This window comes from Streptomyces sp. NPDC053665 (assembly GCF_055585285.1).
This window is the reverse complement of record NZ_JBVJKK010000002.1, coordinates 892,756-906,384: the sequence shown is the minus strand read 5'-3', so window position 1 is coordinate 906,384 and position 13,629 is coordinate 892,756. Positions and strand designations below refer to the sequence as shown.

Annotated in this window: 10 protein-coding genes and 2 pseudogenes; 9 read left to right on the top strand and 3 right to left on the bottom strand. The window is 74.0% G+C overall.

All coding sequences use genetic code 11. The features are described from left to right. Positions 1 to 33: 33 nt before the first annotated feature. The gene (locus ACZ6ZN_RS11620; protein ID WP_469645251.1) at positions 34 to 2,274 is read right to left on the bottom strand and encodes a heavy metal translocating P-type ATPase; all 2,241 of its coding nucleotides are present in this window, start codon (positions 2,272 to 2,274) and stop codon (positions 34 to 36) included. 148 nt (positions 2,275 to 2,422) lie between these two features. Further along, a complete protein-coding gene (locus ACZ6ZN_RS11615) occupies positions 2,423 to 2,662 on the bottom strand; it encodes a heavy-metal-associated domain-containing protein (protein ID WP_369195535.1) in 240 nt (79 codons plus the stop codon). 211 nt (positions 2,663 to 2,873) lie between these two features. Here ACZ6ZN_RS11615 and ACZ6ZN_RS11610 point away from each other — a divergent pair, with 211 nt between their 5' ends. Beyond that, on the top strand, positions 2,874 to 3,905 hold the full coding sequence (locus ACZ6ZN_RS11610; RefSeq protein WP_469645249.1) for a zinc-dependent alcohol dehydrogenase family protein: 1,032 nt from the start codon (positions 2,874 to 2,876) through the stop codon (positions 3,903 to 3,905). 69 nt (positions 3,906 to 3,974) lie between these two features. Here ACZ6ZN_RS11610 and ACZ6ZN_RS11605 read toward each other — a convergent pair whose 3' ends face one another. Continuing rightward, on the bottom strand, positions 3,975 to 4,175 hold the full coding sequence (locus tag ACZ6ZN_RS11605; protein ID WP_333933447.1) for a helix-turn-helix transcriptional regulator: 201 nt from the start codon (positions 4,173 to 4,175) through the stop codon (positions 3,975 to 3,977). A 391-nt stretch (positions 4,176 to 4,566) separates the two neighbouring features. Between ACZ6ZN_RS11605 and ACZ6ZN_RS11600 the strand changes: the two genes are divergently transcribed. From ACZ6ZN_RS11600 to ACZ6ZN_RS11565, 8 genes and pseudogenes are all read left to right on the top strand, one after another. Then, positions 4,567 to 4,704 (top strand): hypothetical protein, encoded by a 138-nt coding sequence (locus tag ACZ6ZN_RS11600; protein ID WP_469645245.1) that lies wholly within the window; start codon positions 4,567 to 4,569, stop codon positions 4,702 to 4,704. 47 nt (positions 4,705 to 4,751) lie between these two features. Beyond that, positions 4,752 to 4,868 (top strand): annotated as a pseudogene (locus ACZ6ZN_RS11595) (5-deoxy-glucuronate isomerase); the annotation flags it as partial. A gap of 12 nt (positions 4,869 to 4,880) precedes the next feature. Then, positions 4,881 to 5,081 (top strand): annotated as a pseudogene (locus tag ACZ6ZN_RS11590) (hypothetical protein); the annotation flags it as partial. Next, positions 5,078 to 6,580, top strand: coding sequence for a CoA-acylating methylmalonate-semialdehyde dehydrogenase (gene mmsA / locus ACZ6ZN_RS11585; RefSeq protein WP_469645243.1), 1,503 nt, complete (start codon positions 5,078 to 5,080; stop codon positions 6,578 to 6,580). The pseudogene ACZ6ZN_RS11590 and the gene mmsA, both read left to right, overlap by 4 nt. A 220-nt stretch (positions 6,581 to 6,800) precedes the next feature. Beyond that, the gene (locus tag ACZ6ZN_RS11580; protein WP_469645240.1) at positions 6,801 to 8,189 is read left to right on the top strand and encodes an APC family permease; all 1,389 of its coding nucleotides are present in this window, start codon (positions 6,801 to 6,803) and stop codon (positions 8,187 to 8,189) included. A gap of 196 nt (positions 8,190 to 8,385) precedes the next feature. Then, the gene (locus ACZ6ZN_RS11575) at positions 8,386 to 11,040 is read left to right on the top strand and encodes a CocE/NonD family hydrolase (protein WP_469645237.1); all 2,655 of its coding nucleotides are present in this window, start codon (positions 8,386 to 8,388) and stop codon (positions 11,038 to 11,040) included. Beyond that, entirely contained in the window at positions 11,037 to 11,903 is an 867-nt protein-coding gene (locus tag ACZ6ZN_RS11570) for an ABC transporter permease (RefSeq protein WP_469645234.1), read from the top strand. Before ACZ6ZN_RS11575 ends, ACZ6ZN_RS11570 begins: the two co-directional genes overlap by 4 nt. A 148-nt stretch (positions 11,904 to 12,051) precedes the next feature. Continuing rightward, positions 12,052 to 13,542: a vWA domain-containing protein gene (locus ACZ6ZN_RS11565; RefSeq protein ID WP_469645231.1), complete on the top strand. Its 1,491-nt coding sequence runs from the start codon at positions 12,052 to 12,054 to the stop codon at positions 13,540 to 13,542. The last annotated feature ends 87 nt before the right edge of the window (positions 13,543 to 13,629 follow it).

The window sequence follows — 13,629 nt, the reverse complement described above, 5'->3', positions numbered from 1 at the left end:
TTCGCCGTGAATTTACGGCGAATTCGGGCGAGTTCACCTGAATGTCCGCAGTCGGAGGCTGTTGGTGACCACGAAGACCGACGAGAAGGCCATCGCGGCCCCCGCGATCATGGGGTTCAGGAGGCCCGCGGCCGCCAGGGGCAGCGCGGCCACGTTGTAGCCGAAGGCCCAGACGAGATTGCCCTTGATCGTCGCCAGGGTACGGCGGGAGAGCCGGATCGCGTCCGCGGCCGCCCGCAGGTCGCCGCGGACGAGGGTCAGGTCGCCCGCCTCGATCGCCGCGTCCGTGCCCGTGCCCATGGCGAGGCCCAGATCGGCGGTGGCGAGCGCGGCCGCGTCGTTGACGCCGTCGCCCACCATGGCGACGACCCGCCCCTCGGCCTGCAACCGTCTCACGGCGTCGACCTTGTCCTCGGGCAGGACCTCGGCGACCACCCGCTCGATCCCCACGGCTTCGGCCACCGCCTCGGCCACCGTGCGGTGGTCGCCGGTCAGCAGCACCGGTGCCAGTCCCAGCGCGCGCAGCTCGCGCACGGCCTCGGCGCTGGTGTCGCGGACCGCGTCCGCCACGCAGAGCACGGCCCGCGCCGTCCCGTCCCAGCCGGCCAGGACGGCCGTGCGTCCCGCCCGCTCGGCCTCCTCCCGCACCCGGGCGAGGTCCGGCGGCACCTCGTCGAAGAGCCGCCCCACGGCGACCTCGCGGCCCTCCACCCGGCCGCGCACGCCCCGGCCGGGCACGCTGCGAAAGTCCTCGACCCCGGGCAGGTCCCCGGTCCTGTCGGCGGCGCCCAGGGCGATCGCGCGGCCGACGGGGTGCTCGGAGGCGTGCTCGACGGCTCCGGCCAGCCGCAGCACCTCCTTCTCGTCCGTCCCCTCGCCGGCGTGGACCTCCTGCAACGTCATGCGGCCGGTGGTGACGGTGCCGGTCTTGTCCAGCACGACCGTGTCGATCCGGCGGGTGGACTCCAGCACCTCCGGGCCCTTGATGAGGATGCCGAGCTGGGCGCCGCGGCCGGTGCCGACCATCAGCGCGGTCGGGGTGGCCAGACCCAGGGCGCAGGGGCAGGCGATGATCAGCACAGCCACCGCGGCCGTGAACGCGGCGACGCCGTCCCCGGTCAGCCCGAGCCAGGCCCCGGCCGTGGCGACGGCGATGAACAGCACCACCGGGACGAACACCCCGGCGACCCGGTCGGCCAGCCGCTGCACCTCCGCCTTGCCGCTCTGCGCGTCCTCCACCAGCCGGGCCATGCGCGCGAGCCGCGTCCCGGCGCCCACCCGGGTGGCCTCGACGACCAGCCGGCCGCCCGCGTTCACCGTGGCACCGGTGACCGCGTCCCCGGCCGCGACGTCCACCGGCACCGACTCGCCGGTCAGCATCGACACGTCCACCGCGGAGGCGCCCTCCACGACCGTGCCGTCGGTGGCGATCTTCTCGCCGGGCCGGACGACGAACCGGTCGCCCACGGCCAGCCGCTGGGCCGGGATCCGCACCTCGCGCCCGTCGCGCAGCACGGTCACGTCCTTGGCGCCCAGCTCCATCAGCGCCCTCAGGGCCGCTCCCGCGCGGCGCCGGGAGCGGGCCTCCAGCCAGCGCCCCAGCAGGATGAAGGCGGTGACACCGGAGGCCACCTCCAGGTAGATCGTGGAGGCGCCGTCGCCGCGGGCGACCGTCAGCTCGAAGGGGTGGCGCATGCCCGGCAGGCCCGCGTCGCCCAGGAGCAGCGCCCACAGGGACCAGCCGAACGCCGCCAGCGTGCCCAGGGAGACCAGGGTGTCCATGGTGGCGGCGCCGTGCCGGGCGTTCGTCCAGGCCGCCTTGTGGAAGGGCAGCCCGCCCCAGACCACGACCGGCGCGGCCAGGGTGAGCGAGAGCCACTGCCAGTTGTCGAACTGCAGGGCCGGGACCATGGCGAGCAGCACGACCGGCAGGGCGAGGCCGACCGAGACCACGAGGCGCCGGCGCAGGGCCGACAGCGCGGGATCCGCCTCCTCGGCCGCGGGCGTCTCCTCGGCGGGCGGCGCGGGCTCCTCGGCCGTGTAGCCGGTCCGCACCACGGTGGCGATCAGCTCGTCGACCCCGACGTCCGCGGGGTGGGTGACCCGGGCCTTCTCCGTCGCGTAGTTCACCGTGGCGCTCACCCCGTCCATGCGGTTGAGCTTCTTCTCCACGCGCGCGGCGCACACGGCGCAGGTCATGCCGCCGATGAGCAGTTCGGTCTCGGTGGCCGCCGGCTCGTGGCCGGCCGGTGCCCGGCCGGTGGTGCTGGTCATGTCGTCGCTCCAGGTGACGCGGTGTGCCCGCCGGACGGTACGGGCCGCACGGGCCGGGAACGGCTGCGCACGGCCCGTACCGGGTACGAGTGCCGGGGCCGGGCCGCTCGACACCTCGGTGCGGGCGCCGGGACCCGGCGTCGGTGGGTCAGGCCCGGCCGGACAGTTCGAAACCGGCCTCGTCGACGGCCGCGCGCACGGCCTCGTCGTCGAGCGGGGCCGCGGAGACGACGGTGACCTCACCGGTGGAGGCGACGGCCGTCACCTCGCTGACGCCGGGGAGCTGCGCGATCTCGCCGGAGACGGCGCCTTCGCAGTGTCCGCAGCTCATGCCGCTCACCTTGAAGACGGTGGTGACGGGGCCCGTGGTGTCGGTCTGGGCGGTCATGTCGTTGCTCCTCGTCGAGGCGTGTGGGGCCGCGGGGACCCGTGGGGGGTTCCCCCGCGTCTCTCCACTGTACCCCTAGGGGGTATGAGTCCCGGACGCCCCACCGGCCCGGCGTCACCCCGGCGGCTAGCGTTCCCCCGCAGGGGCCGACGGCCGGGCCGCGGGGGCCTCCCGCGCAGCCGGGCGGGCCGGGACGGAAGGCGGGCGGGGCATGCGGGCCGTGGTGTTCGAGCGGTACGGGGAAGCGGCCGAGGTGCGGGAGGTGGCCGATCCGAGGCCCGCCGGGCACGGGGTCGTCGTGCGGGTCGAGGCCACCGGGCTGTGCCGCAGCGACTGGCACGGCTGGCAGGGGCACGATCCGGACATCACGCTGCCGCACGTGCCCGGGCACGAACTCGCCGGGGTCGTCGAGTCGGTGGGCGCCGGGGTGACCCGGTGGCGGCCGGGCGACCGGGTCACCGTTCCGTTCGTCTGCGCCTGCGGCACCTGCCCCTCCTGCGCGGCCGGCGACCACCAGGTGTGCGAGCGCCAGACCCAGCCCGGGTTCACCCACTGGGGCTCCTTCGCGCAGGACCACGCCGACGTCAACCTCGTGGCACTGCCCGAGGAGCTGTCGTACGCGACGGCGGCCTCGCTGGGCTGCCGGTTCGCCACGGCCTGGCGGGCGGTGGTGCAGCAGGGCAGGGTCGCGGCGGGGGAGTGGGTCGCCGTGCACGGCTGCGGCGGGGTCGGGCTGTCGGCGGTGATGATCGCCGCGGCCTCCGGGGCCCGCGTGGTGGCGGTGGACGTGTCGGCCGGGGCCCTGGAACTGGCCCGGACGTTCGGCGCGGCGCACTGCCTGGACGCGTCGGCCGTGCCGGACACCGCGGCGGCCGTGCGCGACCTCACCGGCGGCGGCGCCCACCTCTCCCTCGACGCCCTCGGTTCACCCGTCACCTGCGCCGCCTCCGTCGACGGGCTGCGCCGCCGCGGCCGCCACGTCCAGGTCGGCCTGCTGCCCTCGCCGGACGGCACCACAGCCGTACCGATGGCCCGTGCGATCGCCCTGGAGCTGGAACTGCTCGGCAGCCACGGCATGGCCGCCCACGCCTACCCGCCGATGCTGGAACTGGTCCGCGGCGGCGTGCTGCGCCCGGACCTGCTGGTGACGTCGGTGGTCGGGCTGGAGGAGGTGCCGGCCGCGCTGGCGGCGATGGGGGCCGCGCCCGCGCCGGGGGTGACGGTCGCCGAGCCCTGGCGCTGACACCGCCGGGAACGGCCGTGCCCCGCCCGGAGGCGGGGCACGGCACGGTGGACTCGGGGGTGCGGCGGGTCAGTCCGCCCTCCGGCCCCGGTTGCCGGGCCGGGCGGCCACCCAGGCCCGGACGGTGTCGGCGTACCAGAAGGGCTTGCCGCCCTCCACGTGGTCGGGCGGCGGCAGCAGCCCGTGTTTGCGGTAGGACCGCACGGTGTCGGGCTGCACCCGGATGTGCGCCGCGATCTCCTTGTACGACCAGAGCCTTCGGTCGGTCATGACGTGCACCTCCCCGCGCGCACCGCGGCGGCGGCCGGGGGCCGGCCGTCCGGGGGAGCCGGGTGCTGCGCTGGCGATCAACAAGCCTGTGTCCGGTCAACGACACCTCCCGGGACGGGACAGGGCCTGTGGGACGGGTGTGACGCAAGACCCGCGTAGGCGCGACATGTGTGACACGGGGGAGGTGTTTGTGACAGACCCGGCGCAAAGCCGCGCGCCCCGACGGCGGCGGGGCGCCTTGACGAGGGGCGGGGCCCTTCCCGGAGGAGAGGGGCGAGGCGCGGCGCCGGAAACCCGGTCGAGATCTGGTCCGAATGTCCGGACAAAACATTGACATGGCTTCGGGAAGAGGGCTAGAAAGCCGGGGAGAGCCGAGCACGAGGGGACCGTGATGGCGCACGACCTGATCACCGCGGGGCGGTTCGGAGTGGATCCGCACCCGCTCCGGACGGGCCTGGCCCCGTCCCGGGTCCCGTCCTTCGGCGCGTTCCCCGGCGGCTCGGCCGTCACCGCGGGGGCCGTCACGTGACCGGTACCCGTCCTCCGGCCGCCGGAGAGCCCCGCCACCCGGACGCGCCAGGCGGCGCCCGGGTCCAGATCGCCTCCGGCGCGGGAGGCCGCTTTGCTTTGGCAGGAGCGAAGTGCGAGCGACAACTCCCCGCCCGCTACGGCCCCGCGCCGGAGGTCCCCGTCCACCGATGCCGCCGGTCCGCCGGCACTCCCACATGTGTCCACTCGGAGACCCGAACGGCAGACACAGTGTCGGGCGCGCCCGCCGCCCGGGACTGGTGGGATGGATCCGTGGCCGAGACCGCGACAGCGCTGTCCGCGGTCGAGGCACATGAGCTGTACGAACGGCACGTCTCCACCCGACGCCGCCATCTGCGAAGGAGTTCCCGGCCATGACGAAGATCGTCAACCACTGGATCGGCGGCAAGACCGCCGAAGGCGCCTCGGGCACGTACGGGCCGGTGACCGACCCGGCGACCGGCGCGGTGACGACGAAGGTCGCCTTCGCCTCGGTCGACGAGGTGGACGCGGCGGTGGCCGCCGCCAAGGAGGCCTTCGCCACCTGGGGCCAGTCCTCCCTGGCCCAGCGCACCTCGATCCTGTTCCGGTTCCGTGCGCTGCTCGACGCGCACCGCGACGAGATCGCCGAGCTGATCACCGCCGAGCACGGCAAGGTGCACTCCGACGCCCTCGGCGAGGTCGCCCGCGGCCTGGAGATCGTCGACCTGGCCTGCGGCATCAACGTGCAGCTGAAGGGCGAGCTGTCCACGCAGGTGGCGAGCCGCGTCGACGTCTCCTCCCTGCGCCAGCCGCTCGGCGTCGTCGCCGGCATCACGCCGTTCAACTTCCCGGCCATGGTGCCGATGTGGATGTTCCCGGTGGCCATCGCGTGCGGCAACACGTTCGTGCTCAAGCCCTCCGAGAAGGACCCCTCCGCGTCCGTCAGGCTCGCCGAGCTGCTCGCCGAGGCGGGCCTGCCCGACGGCGTCTTCAACGTCGTCCACGGCGACAAGGTGGCCGTCGACCGCCTGCTGGAGCACCCGGACGTCAAGGCCGTCTCCTTCGTCGGCTCGACCCCCATCGCCCGCTACATCCACACCACCGCCTCGGCCAACGGCAAGCGCGTGCAGGCCCTGGGCGGTGCGAAGAACCACATGCTCGTCCTCCCGGACGCGGACCTCGACGCGGCCGCCGACGCCGCCGTCTCGGCCGCCTACGGCTCCGCCGGCGAGCGCTGCATGGCCATCTCGGCCGTCGTCGCGGTCGGCGCGATCGGCGACGAACTCGTGCAGAAGATCCGCGAGCGCGCCGAGAAGATCACGATCGGCCCCGGCAACGACCCGGCCTCCGAGATGGGCCCGCTCATCACCAAGGTCCACCGCGACAAGGTGGCCTCCTACGTCGAAGGCGCGGCGGCCGAGGGCTGCGAGGTCGTCCTGGACGGCACCGGCCACACGGTGGAGGGCTTCGAGGACGGCCACTGGATCGGCATCTCGCTGCTCGACAAGGTCCCCACGTCCGCCAAGGCCTACCAGGACGAGATCTTCGGCCCGGTCCTGTGCGTGCTGCGCGCCGAGACCTACGAGGAGGCCCTGGACCTGATCAACGCCTCGCCGTTCGGCAACGGCACCGCGATCTTCACCCGGGACGGCGGCGCGGCCCGCCGCTTCCAGCTGGAGGTCGAGGCGGGCATGGTCGGCGTGAACGTCCCGATCCCGGTCCCCGTCGGCTACCACAGCTTCGGCGGCTGGAAGGACTCGCTCTTCGGCGACCACCACATCTACGGCAACGACGGCACGCACTTCTACACCCGCGGCAAGGTCGTCACCACCCGCTGGCCCGACCCGGCCGACGCCCCCGCGGGCGTCGACCTGGGCTTCCCGCGCAATCACTGACACGGGGCGCCGGGGCCACCGGCACCGGGCACCGGGGCCGTCCGCATCGCGGACGGCCCCACTTTTTTGCCCGCCCGCCCTGCGGTTCCCGCACGCGCCGGATCCGTGGCGCAGAGGACGTTAACGCAACGTTAACGACTGAAAGACCGGCCTGTGGCTGCGGATTCCGTAGGTGAAGAGGCATTGACGTGATGGTTTCCGTCGATGTTGCATCCCTCACGTGACCGACACCCTCACCCCTGTCGAGGCCACCGTCGCGCAGGCGCCGGGTGGCCCCAAGAAGCTGAAGCGCTCCATCGGCGTGGTCGGCGGCACCCTGCTCACGCTGTCCTGCGTGACCCCGGCCTCCACCCTGTTCGTGGTGGTCCCCGACCTGTTCGGCACGCTCGGCACCGCCACCGCCCTCACCATCGCCATCGGTTCGCTGCTCTGCGTCGCGGTGGCGTTCTGCTACTCCGAGCTCGGCACCCTCATCCCGAGTGCCGGCGGGGAGTACGCGATGGTGTCGACGCTGGCCGGCCGGCTCGCGGGCTGGCTGGTCTTCGTGCTCTCCCTGCTCGTCGTGATGATCGTCCCTCCGGTCATCGCCATGGGCACGGCCGACTACCTCGCCCCGCTCGTCCACCTCGACCCGTCCTGGACGGGCGCCTCGGTGATGCTCCTGGCGACCCTGGCGGGCCTGCTCGACCTGCGGGCCAACGCCTGGATCACCGGGATCTTCCTGGTCCTGGAGGTCATCGCGGCGGCCGTGGTGGCCGTCCTCGGCTTCGCCCACGCCGAGCGCGGGCCCGGTGCCCTGGCCTCGATGGAGGTGGCCGGGCCGAGCGGCGCCCCGGACACGGTGACGGCCCTGCTCGTCGTCTCCGGGCTGGCGATCGCCCTGTTCGTCACCCAGGGCTTCTCCACCGCGGTCTACCTCTCCGAGGAACTGGAGGACCCCCGCCGCTCGGTCGCCCGCACGGTCCTGGCCACCCTGGCCATCTCCGCCGTGATCATCCTCGTCCCCGTGGCCGCCATCACGCTGGGCGCCCCGGACCTCGCCGCGCTGACGGGCGGCGACATCGGCGCCATGGTCACCGCCTGGTCCAACTCGGCCGTCGGCACGTTCGTCAGCCTCTGCGTGGCCCTGGCGATCATCAACGCCGGGATCGTGATGGTCATCCAGAACTCGCGCGTGCTGTTCGCCTCCGCCCGCGACAAGGCGTGGCCCTCCCCGGTCAACGGCCTCTTCTCCCGCCTCGGCCGCTTCGGCTCGCCCTGGGTCTCCACGCTCGCCGTCGGCGTCCCCGGCGCCGCCCTGTGCTTCGTCGACCTGGACACCCTCTACGGCGTCACCGGCGTCTCGGTGACCGGCATGTACCTCCTGGTCGCCGTCGCCGCGCTGCTCTCCCGCCGCGGCGCCCACCGGCACACCCCGGCCTGGCGCATGCCGCTGTGGCCGGCGGCCCCGCTCCTGCTGATCGTGGTCCTGGTCTACGTCCTGGTCCAGCAGGATCCGACGTACCTGCTCTGGACCGGCGGCATCACGGCGGCGGCGACCCTGTACTGGGCGCTGTACCTGCGCCCGCGCCGGGAGACGCGCTGGCTGGTGTCGGTACCGGAGGAGTGAGGGCCTGCTTTCAGGGGCGCGGGGAACTGCGCGAGCAACCCCGAAGCACCCGCACCCGGCAGATAACAGCACCTCCCGAGCTCCAAGCCGTACACCACCCGCAGTACGCGAAAACCCGGTGTACACCCCTGGGAGGCCCCGTACTTCGGCCTCCGGTCGACAACTCGCCGACAGGTTCACCCCGTACCGTTGACGCATGGATCTTCGACTGCCCGACCTGCGCGGGCTGCTCCGGCGGCCCCGAAGGCTGCTCGCCGCCGGGGCCGCCGTCGTCGTCCTCGCGGGCGCGGGCACGTGGACGGCCGTCGGGAACGACGACGAGCCCGCCGTCCACCGCGAAGACCGGACCCTGGCCACCGGCGCCGGCATCCGCATCGACACCTCCTACTTCACCGCCCCCGGGGAGGGCCGCCGCCCCGCCGTCCTGCTCGGGCACGGCTTCGGCGGCAGCAAGAACGACGTCCGGCAGCAGGCCGAGGATCTTGCCCGGGACGGCTACGCGGTCCTGACCTGGTCGGCCCGCGGCTTCGGGAAGTCGACGGGGAAGATCGGCCTGAACGACCCGCGGGGCGAGGTCGCCGACGTCTCGCGGCTCATCGACTGGCTCGCGACCCAGCCCCAGGTGGAGCTCGACGCGAAGGGCGACCCCAGGGTCGGCATGGCCGGCGCCTCCTACGGCGGTGCGATCGCCCTGCTCGCCGCGGGCCACGACGACCGCGTGGACGCCGTCGCCCCGGCCATCACCTACTGGAACCTGGCCGACGCCCTCTTCCCGAACGGCGTGTTCAAGAAGCTGTGGGCGGGCATCTTCGTCAACTCCGGCGGCGGCTGCGCGCAGTTCACACCCGAGCTGTGCCGGATGTACGAGCGGGTCGCCGAGTCGGGCGAGCCGGACGCGAAGGCGCGCGAGCTGCTCCAGGAGCGTTCGCCGTCCGCCGTCGGCAAGGACATCGAGGTGCCGACGCTGCTGATCCAGGGCCAGTCCGACTCCCTCTTCCCGCTCGGCCAGGCCGACGAGGCCGCGAGGACGATCCGCGCCAACGGCGCCCCCGTCGGCGTCGACTGGATCGCCGGCGGCCACGACGGCGGCGACATGGAGACCGGCCGGGTCCAGGACCGCGTGGCCTCCTGGTTCGACCACTACCTGAAGGGCGACGAGGGCACCGCCACCGGCCCCGCCTTCCGCGTCACCCGCACCCTCGGCACCGGATCCGGCGACGGCGAACCCCGCCTGGCCGGGGTGACCTCCGAGCGCTACCCCGGCCTGGAGAGCGGACGGCGTTCCGTCGCCCTGGCCGGGCGCGAGCAGAGCTTCGCCAACCCGCCCGGCGCCAGCCCGCCGGGCGTCTCCGCCCTGCCCGGACTCGGGGGAGCGGGCGGTCTGAGCCGGCTCTCCACGCTCGGCATCGGCGTCTCCCTGGACTTCCCCGGCCAGTTCGCCGCGTTCGAGTCCGCGCCGCAGCGCGAGGACCTCCAGATCACCGGCTCGCCCACGGTCACCGTCCACGTGCGTTCCACCAGCGACGACGTCGTGCTCTTCGCCAAGCTCTACGACGTCGGCCCGGGCCGCACCCAGCCCGTTCTGCCGTCCCAGCTCGTCACGCCCGTCCGGGTCGAGGGAGCCAGGGAGGGCAAGGACGTCCGCATCACCCTCCCGGCGATCGACCACGAGATCGACGACGGCCACCGCCTGCGGCTGGTCCTCGCCTCCACCGACCTCGGCTACGCCTCCCCGACGGCCCCGGCGACCCACACGGTCTCCCTCGAGGGCGACCTGGCGGTGCCCTCCGCGCTCGGGCAGCGCGACTCCGGGGCCGGGCTGCCCGCCTGGGTGTGGTGGCTGCCGCTCGCGGGCGCCGCGATCGCCCTGGCCCTGATCGTCACGGGCCGCCGCCGCACGGCCGCCCCCGCCCCGCCGGACCCCGCCCTCGCCGAGGTCCCTCTCCAGATCACCGGCCTCACCAAGCGCTACGCGAAGTCCTCCGACCGGTACGCCGTCAGGGACCTCTCCTTCCGCGTGGAGAAGGGCGAGGTCCTCGGCCTCCTCGGCCCCAACGGCGCCGGGAAGACCACCACCCTGCGCATGCTGATGGGCCTGATCAAGCCCGACGGCGGCGAGATCCGCGTCTTCGGCCACGCCATCGCCCCGGGCGCCCCGGTCCTCTCCCGGGTCGGCGCCTTCGTCGAGGGGGCGGGCTTCCTGCCGCACCTGTCCGGCCGGGAGAACCTGGAGCTGTACTGGCGCGCCACCGGCCGCCCCACCGGGGACGCGCACCTGGAGGAGGCCCTGGAGATCGCGGGTCTGGGCGACGCCCTCGCCCGGGCGGTACGCACCTACTCCCAGGGCATGCGCCAGCGCCTGGCCATCGCCCAGGCCATGCTGGGCCTGCCCGACCTGCTCATCCTCGACGAGCCCACCAACGGCCTCGACCCGCCCCAGATCCGCGAGATGCGCGAGGTGATGATCCGCTACGCCGCCGCCGGCCGCACGGTCATCGTCTCCAGCCACCTCCTCGCGGAGGTCGAGCAGACCTGCACCCACCTGGTCGTGATGGACCACGGGCAGCTGGTCCAGGCGGGCCCGGTCGCGGACATCACCGGCTCCGGCGACACGCTCCTCGTCGGCACGGCCACGCCCGTGGACGAGCCGCTGCGGGAGAAGGTCACCGCCCTGCCGGGCATCGCCTCGGCGGTGCGCACCGACGACGGGCTGCTGGTCCGGCTCGGCCCCGAGGGGAGCCCGCAGCGCCTGGTCGCCGACCTCGTGCGGCTGGACGTGCCGGTCACCTCGGTCGGCCCGTACCGCCGCCTGGAGGACGCCTTCCTCACCCTGATCGGAGCCGAAGCATGAGCCAGCTCGCCGAGCCACCGACCGAGGTCGCCGACGGCTACCGCGCGGGCCGCACCCTGCCCTTCCGCGTGGAGCTGGTCCGGCAGCTGAAGCGGCGCCGCACGATGGTCATGGGCGGCGTCCTGTTCGCCCTGCCGGTCATCCTGCTCATCGCCTTCCAGGTCGGCGGCGACCCCGGCGGCACCAACGACCGCGTCAACCTCATGGACACCGCCACCGCGTCCGGCGCCAACTTCGCGGCCGTCAACCTGTTCGCCGCCGCCGGGCTCCTGCTCGTCATCCCCGTCGCCCTCTTCTGCGGCGACACCGTGGCCTCCGAGGCGAGCTGGTCCTCCCTGCGCTACCTGCTGGCGGCGCCCGTGCCCCGGGCCCGGCTGCTGTGGTCCAAGCTCGCCGTCGGACTCACCCTGAGCCTCGCGGCGCTGCTGCTGCTCCCGGTGGTCGCCCTGATCGCCGGCACGGCCGCGTACGGCTGGGGCCCGCTCCAGTTGCCCACCGGCGGCGCGCTGCCCACCGGCACGGCGGCCCAGCGCCTGCTGATCGTCGTGGCGTACCTCATGGTGTCCCAACTGGTCACCGCCGCCCTGGCGTTCTGGCTGTCGACCCGGACGGACGCCCCGCTCGGCGCCGTCGGCGGCGCGGTGTTCCTCACCATCATCGGCAGCGTCCTGGACGAGGTGACCGCCCTCGGCGACTGGCGCCACTTCCTGCCCGCGCACTGGCAGTACGCCTGGCTCGACGCGGTCCGGCCCCGGCTGGAGTGGTCCGACATGATCCAGGGCACGTCGATCTCCGTGACCTACGCGCTGGTGCTGTTCGCCCTGGCCTTCCGCGGTTTCGCCCGCAAGGACGTCGTGTCCTAGGTCGACGGAGGGTCACCCACCGGTCTCGAAGGCCGCTCCCCGTGGCCGCTTCGAGACGATTCCGCAACACCCCGTACCGCACGTTCCGCCCTCCTGCCCCGTCACAGTCGCAAGAAGCCGACGGCAACGGACCCAGGGGGTACGGACGATGGAGCGGTACCGGACACGCACACTGCTGCTCGCGTGCACGGCGGCGGGCGGACTGCTGCTCACCGCGTGCGGCGGGGGAGGGGCCGGCGAGAGCGGCAAGAGCGCCGACCGCGACCTCTCCGGCCTGCCCGCGCCCGCCCCCACCCGGGGCGCCGCCCCATACGACGATCGCCGTGAGGACCCCGGCCACCTCTCCACCTTCGCCCTCGACGTCGACACCGCCTCCTACGACCACGCCCGCCGCGCCCTGGCCGACGGCCGGCTGCCCGACCCCTCGACCGTCCGCCCCGAGGAGTTCGTCAACAGCTTCCGCCAGGACTACGAACGCCCCGACGGCGACGGCTTCTCGGTGACCGTCGACGGCGCCCGCACCGGGGACGGGGACTGGTCCCTGGTCCGCGTCGGCCTCGCCACCCGCCCCGCCGGGCACACCGGCGCCCGGCCGCCCGCCGCCCTCACCTTCGTCGTCGACGTCTCCGGTTCCATGGCCGAGCCGGGCCGCCTCGACCTCGCGAGGAAGTCCCTCGCCGTGATGACGGGCCGGCTGCGCGACGAGGACTCCGTCGCCCTGGTCACCTTCAGCGACGAGGCCGAGACCGTCCTGCCCATGACCCGCCTCGGCGGCAACCGCGACCGGATCCTCGACGCCGTCGACGAGTTGGAGGTCCAGGACTCCACCAACCTCGGCGCCGGCGTCGAGAAGGGCTACAAGACCGCCGTGGAGGGCCTGCGCCGGGGCGCCACCAACCGGGTCGTCCTGGTCTCCGACGCCCTGGCCAACACCGGCGACACCGACGCCGACACGATCCTGGAGAAGATCGCCGGGGAGCGCCGCGAGCACGGCATCACCCTCTTCGGCGTCGGCGTCGGCAGCGACTACGGCGACGCCCTCATGGAACGCCTGGCCGACCGGGGCGACGGCCACACCGCCTACGTCTCCGACGAGGCCGGGGCCCGCGAGGTGTTCGGCGAGCACCTCCCGCGCACCATCGAGCTCACCGCGCGCGACGCCAAGGCCCAGGTCGCCTTCGACCCGGCCACCGTCGAGGAGTTCCGGCTGATCGGCTACGACAACCGCCGCGTCGCCGACGAGGACTTCCGCGACGACCGCGTCGACGGCGGCGAGGTGGGCCCCGGCCACACCGTCACCGCCCTGTACGCCGTGCGCACCCGGCCCGGCGCCCACGGGCACCTCGCCACCGCCACCGTCCGCTGGCTCGACCCGAACACCCGCGACCCGCACGAGGAGACCGGCGACCTGGAGACCGACGCCCTCGGCGACTCCGTCTGGAGCGCCGGCCGCGGCCTGCGGACCACCGCCACGGCCGCCTACTTCGCCGACGCCCTGCGCCACGGCGAGCACCCCGTGCCGGGCGCCCCGCGGATCGATCAACTCGTGGGACGGGCGGACGACTTGGCGGACCGGTCCGAGGACGCCGAGCTGCGCCGCCTGGCCGAGGCGATCCGCACCGCGCACCGCCTGATGTGACCCCCGCCCCATTGACCCCTGGCTACGCATGGGTAAGTTGACTCCGGAGTAAGTAAGTACGGCAGCACGTCAGCCTCATCCGCGACC